At 73.9% G+C, this 21,235-nt stretch carries 19 protein-coding genes; 7 read left to right on the top strand and 12 right to left on the bottom strand.

Going from position 1 to position 21,235, the window contains the following annotated elements; translation table 11 throughout:
* Nucleotides 1–7: 7 nt before the first annotated feature.
* From CCO04_RS18230 to CCO04_RS18255, 6 genes are all read right to left on the bottom strand, one after another.
* Nucleotides 8–172, bottom strand: a complete 165-nt coding sequence (locus CCO04_RS18230) for a hypothetical protein (protein WP_215815678.1) — start codon at nt 170–172, stop codon at nt 8–10.
* Nucleotides 173–351: 179 nt separating this feature from the next.
* Nucleotides 352–519: a hypothetical protein gene (locus tag CCO04_RS18235; RefSeq protein WP_215815528.1), complete on the bottom strand. Its 168-nt coding sequence runs from the start codon at nt 517–519 to the stop codon at nt 352–354.
* Nucleotides 520–593: 74 nt separating this feature from the next.
* Complete coding sequence (locus CCO04_RS18240) at nt 594–860, bottom strand: WhiB family transcriptional regulator (protein ID WP_052138409.1); 267 nt, start codon at nt 858–860, stop codon at nt 594–596.
* A gap of 153 nt (nt 861–1,013) precedes the next feature.
* Nucleotides 1,014–1,298, bottom strand: a complete 285-nt coding sequence (locus tag CCO04_RS18245) for a hypothetical protein (RefSeq protein ID WP_215815529.1) — start codon at nt 1,296–1,298, stop codon at nt 1,014–1,016.
* Between the two features lie 122 nt (nt 1,299–1,420).
* The gene (locus tag CCO04_RS18250) at nt 1,421–3,496 is read right to left on the bottom strand and encodes an ATP-dependent helicase (RefSeq protein ID WP_215815530.1); all 2,076 of its coding nucleotides are present in this window, start codon (nt 3,494–3,496) and stop codon (nt 1,421–1,423) included.
* 65 nt (nt 3,497–3,561) lie between these two features.
* Nucleotides 3,562–4,893, bottom strand: coding sequence for a hypothetical protein (locus CCO04_RS18255; RefSeq protein ID WP_215815531.1), 1,332 nt, complete (start codon nt 4,891–4,893; stop codon nt 3,562–3,564).
* A gap of 266 nt (nt 4,894–5,159) precedes the next feature.
* Here CCO04_RS18255 and CCO04_RS18260 point away from each other — a divergent pair, with 266 nt between their 5' ends.
* Nucleotides 5,160–5,414, top strand: a complete 255-nt coding sequence (locus CCO04_RS18260) for a mycoredoxin (protein WP_215815532.1) — start codon at nt 5,160–5,162, stop codon at nt 5,412–5,414.
* Between the two features lie 51 nt (nt 5,415–5,465).
* On the opposite strand, the gene nudC is transcribed toward CCO04_RS18260, so the two are convergent.
* Nucleotides 5,466–6,377: an NAD(+) diphosphatase gene (gene nudC, locus CCO04_RS18265; protein ID WP_308281330.1), complete on the bottom strand. Its 912-nt coding sequence runs from the start codon at nt 6,375–6,377 to the stop codon at nt 5,466–5,468.
* Nucleotides 6,378–6,405: 28 nt separating this feature from the next.
* On the opposite strand from nudC, the gene CCO04_RS18270 reads away from it, so the two are divergent.
* Complete coding sequence (locus CCO04_RS18270) at nt 6,406–6,909, top strand: OsmC family protein (RefSeq protein WP_215815534.1); 504 nt, start codon at nt 6,406–6,408, stop codon at nt 6,907–6,909.
* Between the two features lie 59 nt (nt 6,910–6,968).
* Here CCO04_RS18270 and CCO04_RS18275 read toward each other — a convergent pair whose 3' ends face one another.
* From CCO04_RS18275 to CCO04_RS18285, 3 genes are all read right to left on the bottom strand, one after another.
* Nucleotides 6,969–10,205, bottom strand: a complete 3,237-nt coding sequence (locus CCO04_RS18275; RefSeq protein WP_215815535.1) for an ATP-dependent DNA helicase — start codon at nt 10,203–10,205, stop codon at nt 6,969–6,971.
* 17 nt (nt 10,206–10,222) lie between these two features.
* Nucleotides 10,223–13,471, bottom strand: coding sequence for an ATP-dependent DNA helicase (locus tag CCO04_RS29870; protein ID WP_215815536.1), 3,249 nt, complete (start codon nt 13,469–13,471; stop codon nt 10,223–10,225).
* Nucleotides 13,472–13,538: 67 nt separating this feature from the next.
* Nucleotides 13,539–13,958 carry a cupin domain-containing protein gene (locus tag CCO04_RS18285; RefSeq protein WP_215815537.1) on the bottom strand — a complete coding sequence of 140 codons (420 nt, stop codon included), beginning with the start codon at nt 13,956–13,958 and terminating at the stop codon, nt 13,539–13,541.
* 525 nt (nt 13,959–14,483) lie between these two features.
* Here CCO04_RS18285 and CCO04_RS18290 point away from each other — a divergent pair.
* Both CCO04_RS18290 and tpx read left to right on the top strand, forming a co-directional pair.
* Nucleotides 14,484–17,033: an SCO7613 C-terminal domain-containing membrane protein gene (locus CCO04_RS18290; protein WP_215815538.1), complete on the top strand. Its 2,550-nt coding sequence runs from the start codon at nt 14,484–14,486 to the stop codon at nt 17,031–17,033.
* A 35-nt stretch (nt 17,034–17,068) separates the two neighbouring features.
* The gene (gene tpx / locus CCO04_RS18295; RefSeq protein ID WP_215815539.1) at nt 17,069–17,560 is read left to right on the top strand and encodes a thiol peroxidase; all 492 of its coding nucleotides are present in this window, start codon (nt 17,069–17,071) and stop codon (nt 17,558–17,560) included.
* 6 nt (nt 17,561–17,566) lie between these two features.
* Here tpx and CCO04_RS18300 read toward each other — a convergent pair whose 3' ends face one another.
* Both CCO04_RS18300 and moeZ read right to left on the bottom strand, forming a co-directional pair.
* Complete coding sequence (locus CCO04_RS18300; RefSeq protein WP_215815540.1) at nt 17,567–17,869, bottom strand: MGMT family protein; 303 nt, start codon at nt 17,867–17,869, stop codon at nt 17,567–17,569.
* A gap of 182 nt (nt 17,870–18,051) precedes the next feature.
* Complete coding sequence (gene moeZ / locus CCO04_RS18305) at nt 18,052–19,260, bottom strand: adenylyltransferase/sulfurtransferase MoeZ (protein ID WP_257750193.1); 1,209 nt, start codon at nt 19,258–19,260, stop codon at nt 18,052–18,054.
* Between the two features lie 184 nt (nt 19,261–19,444).
* Between moeZ and CCO04_RS18310 the strand changes: the two genes are divergently transcribed.
* The 3 genes from CCO04_RS18310 to CCO04_RS18320 are packed head-to-tail and all read left to right on the top strand — an operon-like array spanning nt 19,445 to nt 21,226.
* Nucleotides 19,445–20,089: a TetR/AcrR family transcriptional regulator gene (locus CCO04_RS18310; protein ID WP_257750192.1), complete on the top strand. Its 645-nt coding sequence runs from the start codon at nt 19,445–19,447 to the stop codon at nt 20,087–20,089.
* Nucleotides 20,090–20,128: 39 nt separating this feature from the next.
* Nucleotides 20,129–20,359 (top strand): DUF3107 domain-containing protein, encoded by a 231-nt coding sequence (locus tag CCO04_RS18315; protein WP_215815543.1) that lies wholly within the window; start codon nt 20,129–20,131, stop codon nt 20,357–20,359.
* A gap of 48 nt (nt 20,360–20,407) precedes the next feature.
* Complete coding sequence (locus tag CCO04_RS18320; RefSeq protein WP_215815544.1) at nt 20,408–21,226, top strand: PP2C family serine/threonine-protein phosphatase; 819 nt, start codon at nt 20,408–20,410, stop codon at nt 21,224–21,226.
* Nucleotides 21,227–21,235: the final 9 nt, after the last annotated feature.

The raw sequence follows: 21,235 nt of genomic DNA on the forward strand, positions 1-21,235 counted from the left end.
GCGGCGGCTACCACCACTCGCTGTCGAGCTTGGCCTCCATCGAGCGCAGGTTCGCCCGCGAGCACTCGTCGCAGTAGTGCCGGACCCGCCCCCGCTCGACCGACGTGGACCAGGTCAGCGGCGGGACGTCGCCGTCCGCCCGGCGCCCGCAGAAGTCGCAGTGCAGCGTCACGGCGCCAGCCTAGTGGCGCCGGAGCGACCCGCCGGCGCTGCTCAAAAAGCCGGAAGGGCCGGTTCGACGATCGGTCGAACCGGCCCTTCCTGTTCACCCGCGATCAGGTGCCCTTCGAGGGAGGTCCCGAAGAATTCCGGTCTCGCTTGTCCGTGGTGCGGGAGCCCCGCGGTACGGACTCAGAGAGCGCGAGCGAGGGCGAGACGAGCCTGCTGCGCTGCACGCTCGGCCTTGCGGCTCAAGCGACGCGCACGAGCCATCCGACTGGCCGCGCGCAGCTGCTGCGCCTCTCCCAGGCGCATGGACATCTGCGCCCGCGCCATCTCTTCGTTGAGGAGGTTGTTCATGATGATTTCCGTTCTGGAGGTATGAGAAAGCTCTTCGGTGGTACTGCGTTGATGAGTTGCTGCGTCGGCGTGGCCTACGCGGCGGCGTCCTTGCGCGGCCGGCCCCGGGGCCGCTTGCGCGGGATCACCACGCCGGCCAGGAACAGCTCGCCGCCCCAGACGCCCCACGGCTCGCGCCGCTCCAGCGCGCCGGCGAGGCACATCGCCTGGACCGGGCAGTCCACGCACAGCGCCTTGGCGGCCTCGACATCCGACGGGGACTCGGCGAACCACAGCTCGGCATCGTTCAGCCGGCACGGCAGCAGCTCGTCCAGCGTCGGCTCGAGAACACTGGTCGTCATTTCTGCTTTCACCTCCTCTACTCAGACCTGATCGCGTTGGTCGATTCCTTGCGGGATCTGCGCCTTCGCGGTTCTCGGTCGGAGAAGTACGAAGGCCGCGGATCCCGGTGATTCGGGTTCCGCGGCCTGGAGGGTGCCGAGCTGAGTGCTATCTCAGATCGGTGGACTCCAGGCGAGTGAACCCGGGACGTAGGCGGTCGTCGTGCCGCGGCGTCCCATGCCGGCGTGTGCGCGCTCCCGCTTGACGGCATCCAGGGCCACGGCGGCAGCGAGGGTCGCGAACGGCGCAAAAGCGGCATTCGGAGCGATCGCACGCGCGGCAATGCCCTGGACCTCGAAGGTCGGGAGGGCAGAGGTGGCGCAGCCGAGGAACGCGGACGGGGACAGCGGACGCTGCCAAGCGGACGTCATTGCCGGGATCATCACGAAGTTCTCCATGGGTGCCACCTCCTTCGGTGCCAGTTGGGCGCCAGCCGTGCCAGGGCTGTGGTGCGCAGCGGTTGTGTCTGATGACCGTAACGGCCCGTCTTCGGGCCGTGCAAATCATTTATCGGGGTTTTTCAAGGTTTTTCTGAAACAAGTGCGAGGACCGCCTCGCCATAGCGCTCGATCTTGTTCGGACCGACCCCGTTGACCTTGGCGAGCGCCGCCATCGAACCGGGCTTGTGCTCGGCGATCAGCTCGAGCGTGGCGTCGGTGAACACGACGTACGCCGGGAGCGGCTTGCCGTCCTCGCCCGCCTCGCGCGCGGTCTCGAGGCGCCAGGCCTTGAGCCGCTCGAACAGGCCCTCGTCGTAGCGGACCGGGTGGTGGGCGCAGCGGCCGCGCTTCTTCTCCGCGGCCGAGGTGAGCGGCTGGAGGCACTCACGGCAGCGCGCGACCTTGGTCCGTCCGCGGGCCGGCTGGGGCTGCTGGCTGGCCGGCAGCATCGGCACCAGGAAGCGCGAGGGCTGGCGTCGCGGCGCCTGGCCCGGGTTGCGCGCGGCCGACCACGACACCATCAGCTCGCGCCGGGCGCGGGTCATGCCGACGTAGAGCAGCCGGCGCTCCTCCTCGACCGCGTCGGGGCGGGCTCCCCCCTGCTCGGCGTAGACGATGGGGACGGTGCCGTCCTGGACGCCGCAGCAGAAGACGGCGTCCCACTCCAGGCCCTTGGCGGCGTGGAAGGTCGCCAGCGTCACGCCGTCGGCGGTCGGGGCGTGCTGCTCGGTGGCGCGGCGGTCGAGCTCGTCGACGAAGGCCGCCACCGAGGACTCGATGCCGCGCTCCTCGGCGAAGGCACCAGCCTGGTCGGCCAGCGCCTGGAGGGACTCCCAGCGATCGCGGACCTGGCCGCGGTTGGCCGGCGGCTCGGCCGTCCAGCCCATGCCGGACAGGACCGCCTTGACCACCTCGAGCCACGGCAGGTCGTCGGCCTCGCCCGAGCGCGCGGCGCCACGCAGCCGGGTGACCGCCTCGCGGACCTCGCGGCGGTCGAAGAAGCGCGCCGCGCCGCGCACGACGTAGGGGATGCCGCGGTCGGTGAGCGCGTCCTCGAAGGTCTCGGACTGCGCGTTGATCCGGAAGAGCACCGCCATCTCGCCGTAGGGCGTGCCGGCCCGCTGGAGCTTGGCGACCCGGTCGGCCACCCCCCGCGCCTCGGCGACCTCGTCGGGCTCGCCGACGTAGCGCACCGCCGAGCCCGCCGCCTGCTGGGAGCGCAGCTCGACCCCGGCGCTCGGCGTACCGGCCAGGAGGGTGTTGGCGGCCGCGACCACCTGGGGCGAGGAGCGGTAGTTGCGGACCAGCTCGATCGAGGTGGTGCCGGGATAGCGCTGCGGGAAGTCCTTGAGGTAGGTCGCGTCGGCGCCCGCGAAGGAGTAGATCGTCTGGGCCGGGTCGCCCACCACGCACAGCTCGTCGCGCCCGCCCAGCCACAGGTCGAGCAGCGCCGACTGCAGCGGCGAGACGTCTTGGAACTCGTCGACGACGAACCACTTGTACTGGCGGCGCACCTGGGCCGCGACCCGCTCGTCGCTGGCCAGGACGCCCGCGGTGAGGAGGAGCACGTCCTCCATGTCCATCCGCCCCTGGTCGCGCTTGACCTGCTCGTAGGCGGCCATCACCCGCCCGACCGCCTCGGGTGTCTGGTCGCCGACCGAGCGGCCCTTGGCCGGCGCGAGCCGCGGGTAGTCGTCGGCGCCGACATTGCTCACCTTGGCCCACTCGACCTCGGAGGCGAGGTCGCGCAGCAGCGCCTGCTCGGCGCGGATGCCGAGCGTGCGGCAGGCCGCGGCGAGCATCGGGATCTTGGACTCGGTCAGCACCGGCAGCTCGGTGCCGTGCACGTGGGGCCAGAAGTAGCGCAGCTGGCGCAGCGCCGCGCTGTGGAAGGTCCGCGCCTGCACCCCGGGCGCGCCGAGCGCCCGCAGCCGCTGGCGCAGCTCGCCCGCCGCGCGCGTCGTGAAGGTCACCGCCAGCACCTCGGTCGGCGCGTAGACCCCGGACTGGACGCCGTGCGCGATCCGGTGGGTGATCGCCCGCGTCTTGCCCGTGCCCGCGCCCGCCAGCACCCGCACCGGACCGCGCAGGGTCTCGGCGACCTTGCGCTGCTCGGGGTCGAGCGCGGAGAGCAGGCGTTCGATGGACTCGGACATGGCACCGACCCTAGACGGCGGGGCCGACAGAACCGGACCCGCCGTCGGGGCCTGTGGATGAGCGGTCAGCGACGCACGGTCACCGCGCCGGAGAGCGCCGTACGGGTGGCGTAGCCGGTGCGCCGCACGGTCACCCGGACCTGGATCCGCTTGCCCCGGTCAGCCCGCGTGACGGCGTACGTGCCGCCGGTACGGCCGGGCACCACCCGGCCGTTGCGGAGCCAGGCGTAGCTCACCCCGGACGGTGCCGGGGTCCAGCTGCCGCTCGTCGCCCGGAGCCTCTTGCCGGCCTTGGCCTTGCCGCTCACCACCGGCGCCTTGGTCAGCGCGAACGCGTGGGCGGCCGCCGGCGGAGCCGACAGCGGCGCCGGCGACCAGTCGGGCTCGGTGCCGGCGGTGGCGATCCGGGTCACCGTCGTCCCCTCGGCCGAGCACGCGGCCAGCCCGAGCACGACCCACAGCTCACCGCCCTCGCTGTAGACGGCCGAGTCGCTGTCCGGCCCGAACGCCGCGTCCACCGGCGAGGGCCGGCCGGGGTCGGGCGTGACGTAGCACTCCGGGTTCGCGGTCGGCTTGGCCGGCGTCCGGCTCCCGCTGCGCGGGTCGCCCACGGTCGTCTTCATCGCGAAGCCGGCCCCCTCGACCCCGAACAGCACCCGCTTGCCGTCACGGGACACCTCCGGCTCCAGCAGCTCGACGAAGCTGTCGAAGATGTCGGGCGAGCGGAACCAGGGCTGCGCCGTCTGCCCCAGGTCGGCGAGGTGGACGTCACCGTTGCGGTAGAGCGCGACCCGGCTGTTGCTCACCCACCCGGGCTGGTAGCCGAGCACGATCCCGTACTTGTCGGGCCCCGACCACCGGGTCGCGTCGGTGAAGCTCGTCACCGCCTCGGCCTCCAGGTAGCCGCCCGCGCCGCCGTACCGCTCGAGGCGGAGCTGGCTGTAGGCGATCTTGGTGCCGTCCGGCGAGATCTCCGCGCCCTGGATCGGGCTGATCGTGACCGTCCCGGAGTCGGGGACGAACAGGTCCTCCGGCGTGATCCGGTTGAGCACCACGCCGTCCTGGCGCAGCCGGACGATCGTCTCGCCCTTCATCACCGCGATGACGCCGTCGTCGGCCATGGTCGGGTGCTCGTACGGCGACGCCGCGGTGCCATCGCGGGTCACCTGGCGCTGGCCGCTGCCGTCGGGACGGGTCAGCCAGACGTTGGACGCGCGGATGTAGACGATCGAGCCGCCGACCGCCGCCGCATTGGGCGCGGCGGTCTCGGCCGTTGGGGCCGTTGGGGCGGCGGGGGCGGCAGGGGCAGCAGGGGCGGGCGGTGGGACGCACAGCAGCGAGGCGGCGGCGAGGGCGGTGGTCGCGGAGAGCAGCGCGACCTTGCGCGGACGGGACATCGGGAGAGCTCCTCTGGAGACAGGTCGGGACGGGCCGGGACGGGATGGGACGGCGCCGTGGTCGGTGCCGGTACCCGTGACCCTCACGGGCCGCGCGTCCCGGCGGACAGGGCAGGTGTCCCGGATCCGGTCCCGAGCCGCCCCGGCTCCGGACGGGCGAGCAGGCGGGCGGGCCTGCAGCGGGCAGGCGGGAACAACGCGACCGCCACCATGGTTGAGTGGGCGCAGCAACACCGAGCCACCCCCGATCCAGAAGGCGATCCGCGATGACGTTCACGATGTACACCACCCCGTGGTGCGGCTACTGCGTGCGGCTCAAGGGCCAGCTCGACCGCGAGGGCATCACGTACGACATCGTCGACATCGAGCAGCAGCCCGAGGCCGCGGCCATCGTCGAGAAGGCCAACAACGGCAACCAGACGGTGCCGACGCTGGTGTACTCCGACGGCAGCGCGCAGACCAACCCGAGCGTCATCCAGGTCAAGGCCAAGCTGACCGAGCTCGCCGAGCTCAGCGCCTGAGCTCAGGCCGGCCCAGGACCAGCCCGGCCAGGGCCAGCCGGCAGCTGCCGGCTACCAGCTGCCGGGCAGGGCGCCGCCGTACCAGTCCTCGACGAGCGAGCGGCTGATCGAGACGCCGCCGGGGAGGACGAGGGAGCCGTCGTCGGCGCGGCGACGCATGTCCTCGCGGGTGAGCCACTGGGCGTCCTCGACGTCGGCGTCGTCGAGGACGATGCTCTCGCTGGTCGCCCGGCCGTGGAACCCGAGCATGAGGCTCGAGGGCAGCGGCCAGGGCTGGTTGCCGAAGTAGGTCACGTCACCGACGTGGACGCCGGTCTCCTCGCGCACCTCGCGGCGCACGGCGTCCTCGAGGCTCTCCCCCGGCTCGCAGAAGCCCGCGAGCGTGGAGTAGCGGCCGGCCGGCCAGGCCGGGTGCCGGCCGAGGAGGCAGCGCTCGTCGGGGCTGCCCGGCTCGCCGACGGCGATCAGCATGATCACGGCCGGGTCCGAGCGGGGGAACTGGGGCTTGGCGCAGTCGGCGCACACCAGCTCGTGGCCGGCCGCGCGCGGGACCAGGGTGCCGCCACAGCGCGGGCAGAAGCGGTGGACCCAGTGCCACTCGGCCAGGCCGAGCGCGTGGAACACCAACGGGGCCTGGCGGACCGCTTCGCCGGCGAGGAACGGCAGCAGACCGCGCAGGGGCAGCCAGCGCTCCGGCTCCTCCTTGGCGACCTCGCCCGGGACGATCACGCCCCACCAGGTCGCGCCGTCGCGCTCGCCCAGCAGCAGGCGTACGCCCTCGGGCGCCTCGGCCGCCGGTACCCACACGAGTCCGTCCGGTCCCGGCCGGACGCGCGTCCCGGCGATCACCAGCACCCGGCTGGCCGGATCGGCCCACCGCTCCGCGAGCCACGCGTCGTCGGTGCGCAGCAGCCCGAGCCGGTCGTGCGGGTCCTGGACCAGGGTCACGTGCGGGAACGTCACACCACCGAGCCTAGGGCTACCGTGAGTCATGGACGCGACCACCCTCCGCGCCGCCCAGGCGCCGCTCAAGGAGCGCTACCGCAGTGATCCGGGCACCGCTCGGACCACGACGACGGCTACCGGTGACTACCGCGCGCCGGACGTCACCGCGACCATCGACGGCTTCGCCGGACCGGTCCGCGCCGGCCTGCATCCCGCCACCGGCGGTGACGGTACCGACGCCTGCTCGGCCGACCTCCTGCTCCAGGCCGTGCTCGCCTGCGCCGGGGTCACCCTGCGCGCCGTCGCGACCGCGATGAGCGTGGACCTCCGCTCCGCCACGCTCCGCGCCGACGCCTGGTGGGACGCCCGCGGCACCCTCGGCATCGACCGGGAGGCACCGGTCGGCGTCCAGGACATCGTGCTCACCCTGAGCCTCGACACCGATGCCGACGACGCCACCCTGGCCCGGCTGGCGACCGCCACCGAGCGCTACTGCGTCGTGGGCCGCACGCTCGCCGAGCCGCCGCAGATCCGGGTGGTCCGGGCCTGACCGACTGACCAACTCACCGGCGCCCGCCGGCTCGTGCCGGCACGCGTCGGCTCGCCACCTCACTCCAGGAGGGCCAGGACCTCCTCGCGGCCCGCGAGCTCGTCGTGCACGACGAGCTCGCCGCGGCGTACGTAGTAGAAGCCGGCGCGGACCCGCTCGGGCGGCAGCCCCCGGAGCTCGGCCCAGGCGAGCCGGTAGAGCGCGAGCTGGAGGGGGTCGGCCTCCTGGCGGGCGCTCGTCTTCCAGTCGACGACGAGGAAGGAGCCGTCGGGCTCGGCGTAGACGGCGTCGATCCTGCCGCGGATCACCTGGCGGCGTCCCTCGGCGCCCTGGAGGACGAGGGAGAAGGGCGCCTCGACGGCGTAGGGCACCCGGCTGCCGAACGGCCCGTCCTCGAAGGCGGCGACGAGCTCCTTGAGGTCGGCCTCGTCGTCGATCCCGGCGTCGGCCCGGCCGGAGAGCTCGTCGGGGTCGAACAGGCCCTGCTGGCCGAAGCGGGCCTCGACCCAAGCGTGGAAGCGGGTACCGAACCGGGCGGCCGGGGCCGGGGGTCGCGGCATCGGGCGGACCAGCTCGCGGGCGAACGCCTGGGGATCGTCACGCAGGCGGCTCAGGGCGGTGGCCGACAAAGCCCCCGGCATCGGTACGACGACCTCGGCCCCCGCGCCCGAGGCCAGCCGCGCCTCGGTGAGGAGCTGCTCGATCTCGGCGTCCCAGTCGGCGACCTGGGCCGCGGTGACGATGTCGAGCTCGGGGTCGGCGCCGTCGGGGTCGGTCGCGCCGACCAGCGCCGCGGCGGCCAGTCGCAGCCGGGCCTCGTCGCCGGTGCCGTCGACCGGCCAGGGCCGGGCCGGGTCCTCGGCGTCGTAGGGGTTGGCCGCGCCCTTGTCGGGTCGGGTCAGCCACGGCTCGGGGGTGAGGTCCCAGGAGGTGAGCACCTCGCGGACGGCCTCCTGGTAGGCGGAGGGGCCGTAGGGCGTCTTGCGCGGGCCCCACTGGAACGAGCTCACCGCGAGCCGGTGGGCGGCGCGGGTGAAGGCGACGTAGCCCAGGCGCAGCTCCTCGTCGGCCTCGTGGGCCTTGGACCGGCGCCGGTAGTCGTCGAGCGCGGCCTTGTCGTAGCCCTCGAGCTGGGGCAGGTCGGCCGCGTCGCCGCGCAGCGCGGCGGGCAGCACCGCGGGCGAGGACACCCACAGCGTGCGCCCCTGGGCCGACGGGAACCGCGACTCGCAGACGCCCACGCAGAAGACCGTGGCCCACTCGAGGCCCTTGGAGCGGTGCACGGTGAGGAGCTTGACCGAGTCGGCCTCGGTCGGCGTGGCGATGTCGAGGCCGTTGCCCTGGTCGTCCTCGGCGGTCAGGTAGGCCAGCAGCGCGGGCAGCGTCACGTCGCCGTCGACGGCCTGGAAGTCGGCGACCGCCTTGACGAACAGGTCGAGGTTGTCGCGCCGGGCGGCGGCGGCCGGGCTCACCGCCGAGGCGAGCTCGACGTCGACGCCGGTGACGTCGATGATCCGCCGGACCAGGTCGAGCAGCGGCTCGCCGACGGCCACGCGCAGGAGCCGCAGCTCGTCGCGCAGCAGCGAGAACCGCTCGCGCGCCTCGGCGGAGAAGTCGCCCTCGCCAGGGTCGGCCAGGGCGTCGTCGAGGCACGGCACCTCGGCCGGGTCGATGCCGTCGGCGATCGCCACGAGCTGCTCGGAGACGGTGACGACGTCGGCCGAGCGTCCGCGTCGGCCGGCCAGCTCGCCGGCCCGCTGGCCGAGCAGGCGCAGGTCGCGGGGGCCGATCGCCCAGCGCGGTCCGGCGAGCAGGGTCAGCAGGGCGGCGTTGTCGGTGACGTCGTGGAGCAGCCGCAGCACCGCGACGATCTCGGCGATCTCGGGCAGCCGGAGCAGGCCGGAGAGACCGACGATCTCGACCGGTACGCCGGCCGCGGTCAGCGCGTCGAAGACCAGCTCGGCGTGGGCGTTGTCGCGGGTGAGCACGCCGATGCCGGCCCAGTCGCCGGGATCGCCCCCGTGGGCCGCGCGGACCGCGGCCGCCAGCCAAGCCAGCTCGTCACGCTGGGTCTCGAACGTGTGGGCCTCGACGGTGCCGTCGACCGCGCCCTCGGGCGCCCGCAGCCGGGCGACGCCCGCGCCGCGGGTCTCGAGCGCGTCGTAGAGCGGCTCGGCCAGGTGGCTGGCCACGTCGAGGATCCGCCGGTCGGAGCGCCGGTTGACGGTCAGCGCGTAGGTCGTCGGCGTGCCGTCGGCCGCCGGGAAGGTCTCGGCGAAGTTGAGGATGTTGGCCACCGACGCCCCGCGCCAGCCGTAGATCGCCTGGTTGGGGTCGCCGACCGCGGTCACCGCGTGGCCCAGTCCGTGGCCCGGCTCGGGCGCGGAGAACAGCCGGGACAGCATGATCGCCTGGGCGACCGAGGTGTCCTGGTACTCGTCGAGCAGGACCACCTTGAACCGGCCGCGCTCGATCTCGCCGACCTCGGGCCGCTCGGCCGCCAGCCGGGCGCCGAGCTCGATCTGGTCGGAGAAGTCCATCAGGCCCAGGTCCCGCTTGAGCCCCCGGTAGGACGCCACGAGCTGGAGCAGCTCGGCCCGGCGGTCGATCGCGGAGATCGCCTTGTCGATCGCGTCGACGTAGGTCTTGCGGGCCTTGCCGGCGAGCTCCTCGTCGCGGGCACGCTCGAAGCCGCGCCTGGCCGCCGCGTCGTGGCCGAGCACGTCGTCGGGGCCGACCAGGTGCTCGCTCATCGCGGAGTCGAGCGCGAGGAGGTTCTGGATCGCGGTCTCGGGGTGATCGGTCAGCAGCGAGATCTCGCCGGTGAACCGGTCGACCGCCCGGGCGCCGAGCTGGTAGCGGGCGGCGTCGGTGATCACCCGGGTGTCGGGCTCGTGACCGATCCGCAGACCGTGGTCGGTGAGCAGGCCGGAGGCGTAGGCGTTGTAGGTGGCCACCGTCGGCTCGAGGACCTCGTCGGCCTCGTCGTCGCCCGCTCCGGGCGCGGGGGTGAGGTCGAGGGCGCCGGCGTCGCGCAGGGCGGTGCGGATCCGCTGGCGCAGCTCGGCCGCGGCCTTGGTGGTGAAGGTGAGGCCGAGGACCTCCTCGGGCCGCACCTGGCCGGTCAGCACCAGGTAGACCACCCGGGCCGCCATCAGCGTGGTCTTGCCGGACCCGGCGCCGGCGATGACCACCGCCGGGCGCAGCGGCGCGCTGATCGCCGCCCACTGCTCGTCGCTGGGTGGGAACTTCGCCTGCATCGCCCGCTGGAGGTCGGCAGGCGTGGCGATCGTCATGGGGATCGTCGTCGTGCTCACTGGGCCACCACCGCTCCCGCGCTCTTGGCCGGACACAGGGACAGGAAGGAGCAGGTCCGGCACTGCTGGCCGGACACCGCCGGGAAGTGCTCCTCGCGGATCAGGTGGGCCGCGTGGGCCAGCCGGGAGCGCAGCTCGTCGCGCTCGGGACCGTCCTCGGCGTGGACGGCCTGGGGCTGGACCGTGGCGCGCTCACCGCCGTCGAGCAGCCCGAGCTGGACCAGCTCGGCGCCGCCGGCCCGGTAGGGCGCCTCGTCGGGCTCGACGTCGAGCGCGCCGTGGTCGACCGCGTACTGGTAGAGCGCGAGCTGGACGTGGGTGCGCACCGAGGTGTCGGACGGCTTGGTGCGCCCGGTCTTGAGGTCGACCACGACGACCCGGCCGTCGGCGTCGAGCTCGACGCGGTCGGCGTAGCCGGTCACCTGGACCTGCTCGCCGTCGACCTCGACCACCGTTGAGAACCGCTCCTCGCGGCCGACGAGCGCGCGGGGATTGGCCTCGTGCCAGTCGACGAAGCGCTCGAGCGCCGCGCGGACCCGGTCGTGCTCGCGCTGCTTGGACCACGGGGTGCGGAAGTCGAGCCGGTCCCAGACCTCGTCGACGTGGGCCATCAGCGCATCGGGGTCGGGCGGGGCGTCGCCAGAGGCCACCCGCTCAGCGAGCGCGTGGACGAGCTCGCCGAGGTTGGCCGACTGGTGGGCGCGGCCGATGCCGCCGGCCTCGCGGGTGAGGAACCACTGGGTCGGGCAGACGGCCAGGGCGTCGAGCATGCTCGCCGAGACCGGGACCGGGCGGTCTTCGTCGCGGATCGGCGCGGGCGAGCGGCTGGCGGCGCGAGTGCCCCACCAGGTCGCCGGATCGGCGGCCGGGACCGCTGCGCGCCGGCCCACCCGCTCGCGGGCGAGCCGTGCCAGGCGCCGGGCGGCGGCATCGCGCAGGCCGGGGTCGGAGCCGGGGTCGGCGACCGTACGGCGCAGCTCGGCCACGAGCCCGTCGAGGGAGAGCGGTCGCGGGGGGCGGCCGACGACGTGCTCGACGGTGGAGCCGAGCTCGTCGAGGAAGCGCGAGGGCTGCTCGCCCTCGTCGTCGCTGGACCGCACGGCGGTCACCACCAGGCGCTCGCGCGCGCGGGTGCACGCGACGTAGAACAGCCGGCGCTCCTCCATCAGAAGCTCGCGTGCGGTCAGCGGCGGCACCACCGAGCCGACCAGGCCGCCGGCCGAGGACGGGCCGATCCGGTCGGCCTGGAGCAGGGTCGAGCGCCGGCGCAGGTCGGGCCAGCCCTCGGCCTGGACGTGGGCGGCCACGACGAGGCGCCACTCCAGGCCCTTGCTGCGGTGGGCGGTGAGCAGCCGGACGGCCGCGCCCCGCCCGCCGCGGTCGGCGAGGGTGTCGGCCGGGATCTCCTGCTGGACCAGGCCCTCGAGGAAGGGCGCGACGGCGAGGTGCTCGCGCCGCTCCCCCGCCCGGACCGCGACGTCGAAGAGCGCGCAGATCGAGTCGAGGTCGCGGTGCGCGCGGCGCGCGGCGCCGCCACCGGACTCGACCGAGCGGCGCAGCCGGTGGGGCCAGCTGGTGCCGGACCACAGCGTCCAGAGCAGGTCCTCGGCGCTCGCGCCCGCCTCGAGGTCGGCCCGGGCCTGACCGAGCAGCGCGGCCAGCGCCCGCGCCCGCTCGATCTCGGGAGCGTCGATGCCGGCCAGCAGGGCCGGGTCGACGACGGCGAGGCGGACCAGATCGCGCGAGCTGCGCGGCGTCCCGCCGGTCTCTTGGCAGTGGTCCTTCTCGCGGTGGCGCAGCAGCCGGGCCAGCCGCCGGACGTCGCCGGCGTCGAGGCCGCCGAGCGGACCGGTGAGCAGCGCCTCGGCCCGGGCGGCATCGACGTGCTCGACGTGCTCGGGGTCGTCGTTGTCGAGGTTGACCACGGCGCGGAGCGCGTCGAGCAGCGGCATCACCGCGGGGTCGCGGACCAGCGGCACCTCGTCGCGCGCCACCTCGACCGGTACGCCGGCCGCGCCGAGCGCCCGGCGCAGCGGCGCGATGCTCGCCCGCCCCGAGCGCACCAGCACGGCCATCTCGTCCCAGGGGACACCGTCCTCGAGGTGGGCGCGGCGCAGCAGGTCGGCGAGGTGCTCGGCCTCGGCCCGCTCGGTGTCGAAGGTGCGGACCTGGACCTGGCCGCGAACGGCGCTCTCGGCCTGGGGCGCCAGGAACTGCTCGCGGGCCTGGGCCGGCAGCGTGCCGCGCAGGCCGATCCGCCCCGCGACCCGCTGGGCCGGGGCGAGGATGCCCGGGCCGAACCTGCGCACGGTCCGCAGCGCGACCACATCGGCCGGAGAGCCGTCGGCCTGGGGGAACTCGGTGGGGAACTCGAGGATGCCGCGCACCTCGGCCCCGCGGAAGCCGTAGATCGACTGGTGCGGATCGCCCACCGCGACCAGGTCGAGGCCGTCGCCGGCCAGCGCGCGGAGCAGGGCGACCTGACCGGGGTCGGTGTCCTGGTACTCGTCGACGAAGACGTGCCGGAACTCCTCGCGCAGCTCGTCGCGGTGGTCCTCGGCCTCGATGCAGGCCCGCCGGATGAGGTCGGCGTAGTCGGTGGCACCGAGGGAGTCGAGCGAGTCGAGGTACTGCTCGAGGAAGAGACCCGCGGCGACGTACTCGTCGATGCCCTCGGTCTCGCCGAGCTGGCGCAGGGCCTCGCCGTCGAGCCCCTTTTCCCGGGCGCGGCCGAGCACGGCATGGACCTCGCGCGCGAAACCGCGAGTCGCCATCGCCTGCCGGAACCGCTCGGGCCAGCGCACCGACTCGGGGTGGTCAGCGAGCAGCTCGCGGAGCACGACGTCCTGCTCGGGCGCGGACAGCAGGCGCAGCGGCGCCTCGTAGAGACCGGCCGGGGCGTAGCGCCGGACCAGCGCGTAGGCGAAGGAGTGGAAGGTCGAGCTCAGCTGGGTGCCGGTCGTGCGGCCCAGCCGCGCGGTGACCCGGTCGCGCAGCTGGTCGGCGGCCTTGCGCGAGAAGGTCAGCGCCAGCACCTGGTCGGGCCGCGCGCCGCGGCTCTCGATGCGCTCGACGATCGCCTCGACCAGCGTGGTCGTCTTGCCCGTGCCCGGGCCCGCGAGCACCAGCAGCGGGCCACCCGGGTGATCGACCACCTGACGCTGGTAGGCGTCGAGCACCGGCACCGCGGCCGCCGGCGGGGCGGGCGCGAAGCGGTAGGTCGGCTGGGCGGTCGTGGGCTCCACGGACGTCACTCAACCACCCAGGTCCGACGGAACCGCAACGGGTCACCGGCGCCTGTGGACGAACCGCTCACGCGAGCTCGAAGTCGGCGAAGTCGAAGCCCGGCGAGACCAGGCAGCTGACCAGCGCGTCGGCCTCGGCGACCAGCGTGCGCTGCCAGACGCCGGCCGGGACGAGTCCCTGCGCCGTGGTACCCCCGATCGACAGCCGGGTCGCGCCGGCCGCGTCGGGTGCCGCGCCGTCGCCGCCGAGCTCGACGGTCACCGTCCCGGTGTGCGCCAGCCAGATCTCGTCGGAGGAGACCCGGTGCCAGGCCGAGCTCTCCCCCGCCGGCAGCAGGAAGTAGATGAGCGTGGCCGTCGGCCGGACCCGTCCGTCGGGCAGGGTCACGGTGACCGGCGAGGCCCAGGTCCGGCGGTACCACCCACCCTCGGGATGCGGGGACAGGTCGAGCCGGACGGCGAGCGGCGGACGGTCGGGCTGCTCCATGGGGCCAGTGTGCCCGGCGCCCGGACGGTCCGCGGGCGGAGGCGAAAAAGGCGAAGGGCCCTCGTGAGTATGAGTCACAAGGGCCCTTCAAGGTGACCGGTACTGGTGACGCTCCCGGTCGATCATCCGGCTGCACAGATCCCACGAGCCTCGTCACCCGGCTCGCGCGGCCGGCGTCCCCGTGAGGGGCCGCCTCGCCTCGACCCGAAGGTCTCGGCCTGGCCGGCTGGATCGTCGCCTTCCGGCTGATCCCGCTCTCCCGGAGGAGTGCGTGGGAGAAGTTCTACGCCCGTCCACGACCCTGTCGCAAGGGGTTTCCACCAAGTTTTTCGGGGGTTTCTCGTCATCCACCGATCTTCGGCGTGTCGTCCACAGACACGCGGGAGGTCGTCCACAGGAACTCCGACCTCCTCCCCAAAATTGGGGACGGCCTGTGGAGAACCTTCCCGACCTGAGTGCGGGTACTCAGGGGACCTGAGTTCCCGCGCGATGCCGGGGCCCCGCGGCGCGTGAGGAGATGGATCCATGCGCTACGCCGACCCGACGCTCTGTCCCGACTGCCGCGCCGACCTGCCGGTCGGCGTCCGCGTCTGCCCGACCTGCGACCTGTTGGTCCGCCACTCCCTGGCGGTCGACCTCTTCGGCACGCTGGGCCGGGCCGACACCCTGCTGGCCGAGCTGCGCCGCGCGAGCGACACCCACCGCGCGGCCACCACCGGCGCCCGGCCGGTCGCCGTGTCCGCCCTCGGCGGACCGCTGGTGCCGCCGGGACAGCCGGTCGAGCCGAAGCGGTCGACCTCGATCCCGGCGCCTCCCCCGCCGCTCCCGCCGTACCCGGCCGGACCGGGCGCCGCGGCCACGCCCCCGCCGCCTCCGGCGGCAGCGCACAGCGGCGTCGCGTTCGCGTCGGTGCCGAAGATCCTGCTCGGCCTCGGCGCCTTCTGCCTGCTGGTCGCAGCGATCATCTTCCTCGCGGTCTCCTGGTCCACGCTCGGCGTCGGCGGCCGTACGGCGGTCCTGGCCGGCTTCACCCTCGCCGCCGGTACGTCGGCCCTGCTCCTGCACCGGATCGGGCTGCGCATCGCCGGGGAGTCCCTGGTCGTCGTCGCGCTCGGCATGCTGGCCCTCGACGTCGTCGGCGCCGGTGCCGCCGGGTGGTTCGGCGACACCACCGACGGCACCGTCGCGTGCGTGGCCGGTCTGGTGACGCTCGTCGCGGGCGTCGCCCTCGGCCTGATGCGCGTCGGCGCACAGCCGCGACTGGTCGCCCCGCAGGTGATCGCGGGCATCGCCCTCGTCGTCGCCTACGGCGGCGCGATGGCCGCCACCGACCACCACCTCGTCACCGGCCACGTGCTCACCGCGGTCGGCATCGGCGCGGTGATCGTCGGCCGGCTCCAGCGCACGCCCGCCCTGCTGTGGTCGGCGGCCGCCGCGAGCGGCCTGGTCTGGCTGAGCACCGGGACCGGCGGTCTGCTCCTCGCACTCGACGAGCCGACCCTGCGCGAGCTGTGGATCGAGGGCACCGGCTGGTCGCTGCTCATCACCGCCGGGCTGCTGCTCGTCCCCGGTCTGGTCGCCCGCCACCACGAGACGCTCCTCGCCGGAGCCAGCGGCGCCGCGCTGGTCGTGACCGGGATCGTGACGCTCCCCTGGGCCGACGACGGCGCCCGGACCGTCGGGCTGGTCGCCCTCGCGGCGACCACGGGGTGGGTGCTCGCGCTCGCCCTGCTGCCCCGGTCCTTCCGGGTCGTCGCGATCGCTCCGGCGGGCATGGGTGCGCTGATCCTCGCCGGGCTCGCCGCGGGCACCTCGGGCACCGCGCTGGACCGCTGGAGCCGGATCGCGCAGGGCTTCGAGCACCCGGTCGGCGTCCGGCTGGACGGCCCGGAGCCGTTCACCGAGCCGCTCCTGCTCGTCCCCTCGCTGCTCGTCGTCCTCGCCTGCCTCGTGCTGCTCACCCCCGACCGCGGCCGCAACGCGCCGCGGGTGTGGGCCGAGGTCGCCGGTCTCACCGTCGGCCTGGGCGCGGCCACCACCCTCGCGTCGTACGACGTCGCGCTGGCCCTGCCCGCCGGCGTCCTCGCGCTGACCGCGATCGGGGCGGCCGGCCTCGCGCTGAGCGCCAGCGGCCCCCGGGCCGGTGCCCTCGCCGCGGCCGCCGCGACGGTGGCCGGCGGGGCCGCCCTGACCGCCACCCCCAGCGCGACCCTCACGCTCGCCCTCGCCGGCGCGCTCAGCGCCGCGATGCTCGCCCTCGCGGTCCTCGGCCGCGACGCCGGCCGCCGTCTGGTCGGCGGCCTCGCCGCCGTCCCGCTCCTGGCGCTCGCGACCGCGGCCGGCGTCCACGTCGCCGGTGGCGGCACCGCCTGGGTCGCCATCCCGGTCCTGCTCGCGGTCGGCCTGCTGGCGCTCGCGCTCCCCCGGGTCGAGGTCGAGGCGACCGCGATCGGCGCCGCGATCATCACCTTCCCGGTCTCGCTGGTCGCGACCGCGGACCCGGGCGGCTACACCTCGCTGTGGCTGACCGTCGCCGGCTTCATCGTGTGCGCGACCGCGCTGCTCCACGAGTCGCGCCGCTGGTGCGCGATCGGCGGCGTCGTCCTGCTGGTGCTCGCCTCCTGGGTCCGGCTCGCCGACCTCGACGTGCACGCGCCGGAGCCGTACACGCTGCCGCTCGCCGCGGGCCTGGTCGCCCTCGGGCTGTGGCGGATGCAGCGCTCCCCCTCCGTCGGCACCGCCGAGGCGCTGCTCCCCGGGCTGCTGGTCGGCACCGTCCCGTCGCTGCTGTGGGTGCTGGGCGACCCGGTCTCGCTGCGCGCGCTCGTCCTCGGCGCGGCCTGCCTGGCGCTCACCGTGGCCGGTGCCGCCCTGCGCTGGAGCGCCCCGCTGGTCACCGGCGCGACCGTCGGCGCGATCGTCGTCCTGCGCGAGATCGGGCCCTACGCGGGCGACTTCCCCAAGTGGGTCTGGATCGGCCTGGCCGGCGCGCTGCTCACCGTCGTCGGCATCACCTGGGAACGCCGGCTGCTGGAGGTGCGCCAGGCCGTCGGGTTCTTGGGGCGGCTCCGGTGACGGGCGCCCTCGGGCGACCTGCTAGACAAAGAGGCATGGCTACCACTGCACTCGGGGGGAACCCCGTCCAGACCGTCGGCGACCTCCCCGCCGTCGGCACGTCCGCCCCGACCTTCGAGCTGGCCGGCGCCGACTTCAGCGCGATCGCCCTGCCCGAGGGCCAGCGCGCGGTCCTCAACATCTTCCCGAGCATCGACACCGGCGTCTGCGCGGCCAGCGTGCGCAAGTTCAACGAGCTCGCCGCCGGCCTCGACAACACCACCGTCATCAACGTCTCCCAGGACCTGCCGCCCGCGCTGGGCCGGTTCTGCGGCGCCGAGGGCATCGACAACGTCCAGACCGCGTCGGGTTTCCGCTCGTCCTTCGGTGAGGACTACGGCGTCAAGATGGCCGACGGCAAGCTCGCCGGCCTGTTCGCCCGCTCGGTCGTCGTGGTCGACGCCGACGGCACCGTGCTGCACTCCGAGCTGGTCCCCGAGATCGCGACCGAGCCGGACTACGACGCCGCCATCGCGGCGCTGAGCTGATCTGAGCTAGTCCCCCGTCGCCGGGTCCCAGAAGGCCCGGCGCATGTCGAGGGCGCCGCTGCCGTTGCGCAGCGGCGTCCCCTCGGCGAGGTACTCCGCGCGCGCCTGGTCGTCGTGGCTGGGTGGGAGCGTGCCGTCGGCACGCACGACGCGCCACCACGGCACCGGAGCGCCGTAGCGCGCCATCACCGACCCCACCTGACGGGGTCCTCCTCCGGCGACCTCCGCGATCGCGCCGTAGGTCGTCACCCGCCCGGGCGGGATCTGCTCGACCAGGTCGAGCACCCGCTCGACGTACCCCTCGTCCATGGCGCGATCGTGCCAGGCCGGGCCCGGAGACGCCGAGAGCCCCATCCGTGAGGACGGGGCTCTCAGGTGCTCCCTCGGTGCGGTGAACGCATGGTTCCGATCGGTGCGAGCGGCCGAAGCCGCGTTGCCAGGACCAACGACGACGTGGCGTCGCGGTTACGGCAAGGGGTCGCTCCGTCGGCTCAGTACGACGGCTGGCTGGGGTCGATCTGGTTGACCCACGCCACCACGCCGCCGCCCACGTGGACCGCGTCGTCGTAGCCGGCGCCCTTGACGATCGCCAGGCACTCCGCGGACCGCACGCCGCTCTTGCAGTGCAGGACGACCTGCTTGCCGGAGTCGACCGGCGGCAGCTGACCGAGGGCGGTGCCGTTGAGGAAGTCGCCCTTGGGGATGAGGACCGCGCCGGGGATGTGGTTGATCTCGGCCTCGGCGGGCTCGCGCACGTCGACGAGGACGAAGTCGCGGCTGCCCTCCTCCTTCTCCTTGATCATGGAGGCGAGCTGGGTCACCGAGATGGTGGCGTCGACGGCGGCGTCGGCGGCCTCCTCGGAGATCGCGCCGCAGAAGGCGTCGTAGTCGATCAGGCCGGTGACGGTCGGGTTCTCGCCGCACAGCGCGCAGTTGGGGTCCTTGCGGACCTTGAGCTTGCGCCACTCGAGCTCGAGGGCGTCGTAGATGACGAGCTTGCCGATGGCGGGCTCGCCGGCGCCGATGAGCAGCTTGATGGCCTCGTTGACCTGGATCGAGCCGATGGACGCGCACAGGACACCCAGCACGCCGCCCTCGGCGCACGAGGGGACCATGCCCGGCGGCGGGGGCTCGGGGTAGAGGCAGCGGTAGCAGGGGGCGTCGTCGGCCATGGTGGGCGCGAAGACCGACGCCTGGCCGTCGAAGCGGTAGATCGAGCCCCACACGTAGGGGATCCCGAGGAAGTACGCCGCGTCGTTGACCATGTAGCGCGTGGCGAAGTTGTCGGTGCCGTCGACGATGAGGTCGTAGCCCTTGAAGACCTCGAGCACGTTGTCGTTGTCGAGGCGGGTCTCGTGGAGGATCACGTTGACCAGGGGGTTGATCTCGAGGATCGACTCCTTGGCCGAGAGGCCCTTGGACTTGCCGAGGTCGGACATCCCGTGGATGACCTGGCGCTGCAGGTTGGACTCGTCGACCTCGTCGAACTCGGCGATGCCGAGCGTGCCGACGCCCGCGGCGGCCAGGTAGAGCAGCGCCGGGCTGCCGAGACCGCCGGCGCCGATGACGAGGACCTTGGCGTTCTTGAGGCGCTTCTGGCCGTCCATCGCGACGTCGGGGATGATCAGATGACGGCTGTAGCGGCGGACCTCGTCGATGGTCAGCTCAGCGGCCGGCTCGACGAGCGCGGGAAAGCTCACGGCGTACTCCTCGTACTGATGTTCGGGATGCGGGTCGGTCCAGGGCCAACGCTGCGGACGCGGCCGGATGTTCCCTGGTCCCTCCATGGTCCCTGGGCCGTCCAAGGCTCGGTCACCACGTCCCGCCCATTGGACCGGCGCCCGGTGCGTGGCCGACGCCCTACCAGCGAGTAGGCTCACGGACGTGGTGACCGAGCAGTTCGACCTGGACGAGACGCGACCGCGCGGTGTGCGCCTGCCCCGCCGCGAGCGACGTGCGCAGCTGCTGGCCGCCGCGCTCGAGGTCTTCGTCGCACAGGGCTACCACGCGGCGGCGATGGACGACATCGCCGAGCGCGCGGGTGTGTCCAAGCCGGTGCTCTACCAGCACTTCCCCGGCAAGCTCGAGCTCTACCTGGCGATCCTCGACGCCGCGTGCGACTCGATCATCGCCAACTGCCGCGAGGCGCTCGAGTCCACCCAGGACAACAAGCAGCGCGTGGCGGCCGCGATCGACGCCTTCTACGCCTACGTCGGCCACGACACCGGCGCCTTCCGCCTGGTCTTCGAGTCCGACCTCACCAACGAGCCCGCGGTGCGCGGCCACGTCGACCGGGTCACCACCGAGTGCGCCGCGATGATCGCCTCGGTGATCAAGGACGACACCGGGCTGCCCTCGTCGGCCTCGCAGCTGCTCGCCGTCTCGCTGGTGGGAATGGCCCAGGTCAGCGCGCGGTTCTGGCTCACCGAGGCCGAGAGCGGTCTCGCGGACCTGACCCGTGACCAGGCCACGGCACTGGTGGCGGGACTGGCCTGGCGCGGCATCCGCGGCTACCCGCTCAATGACTAGGCTTGGCTTGCGCCGTCCCCACGAACCAGGAGTGTGACCATGACCGTCGAGGTCAAGATCGGTGTCCAGCAGACCGCCCGCGAGCTCGTCATCGAGACCGACGAGTCCAACGAGTCGATCGCCGCGCAGGTCAAGGAGGCCCTCTCCTCCGGTGACGGCGTGCTCACGCTGACCGACACCAAGGGCAAGGTCACCGTCGTCGCCGCCGCCAAGCTCGCCTACGTCGAGATCGGCCGGAGCACCGCGGGGCAGGTCGGCTTCCGCAGCTGAGGGAACTACGACGCCCCTCCCCGGCGTTGAACAAGCAGGACCAGGGAGGTGAGCGTCGTGCTCCAATTCCGCTTCGACGCACGCAGCGACACCGGCCGCGTGCGGACGAACAACGAGGACTCCGGCTTCGCCGGGCCCTACCTGCTCTGCGTGGCCGACGGCGTCGGCGGCGCAGCGGCCGGTGAGATCGCGTCGGCCACGACGACGTACGTCGTGAGCGCGCGGGCGCTCGCCCATCCCGGCCACGAGCCCGGCCGGCTGCTCGCCCTGGCGGCCCGCGAGGCGCACGCCCAGCTCGTCGCGGGGGTCGCCGCCGACCCGCACCGCACGGGCATGGCGACCACCCTGACCGCCGTCCTGACCGACGGGGTACACAGCGCCCTGGCCCAGGTCGGCGACTCGCGGGCCTACCTCCTGCGCGCGGGCGAGCTCACCCAGCTCAGCCACGACCAGACGCTGGTCCAGGAGATGCTCGACGCCGGCCGGATCACCGAGGCGGAGGCGGCCGCGTCGCCGTACCGCCACGTGGTGATGCACGCGATCGACGCCGACGAGGTCCCCGAGCCCGACATCCTGATGCTCGCGCTCCAGCCCGGCGACCGGCTGCTGCTGTGCAGCGACGGCGTCACCGACGTGCTCTCGGCGGCCGCGCTCCAGATGCTGCTCGGGCTCGACGCCCGCAGCACGGCCACCGACCGGATCGTCCGCGCGGCGCTCGACGCCGGCAGCCGCGACAACGTCACGGTGATCGTCGCCGATGTCGTCGACGCGCCCGGGATCGTGGCCAACGGACAGGTCCTGGGCGCCGGGATCGACCTCGACAACGTGGTCGATCCCTCCGCCGTGCGGCCGCTGCGCTCGGCGTAGCGCACCCGA

It is taken from the genome of Pimelobacter sp. 30-1 (genome assembly GCF_018831735.1).
Lineage (GTDB): Bacteria > Actinomycetota > Actinomycetes > Propionibacteriales > Nocardioidaceae > Nocardioides.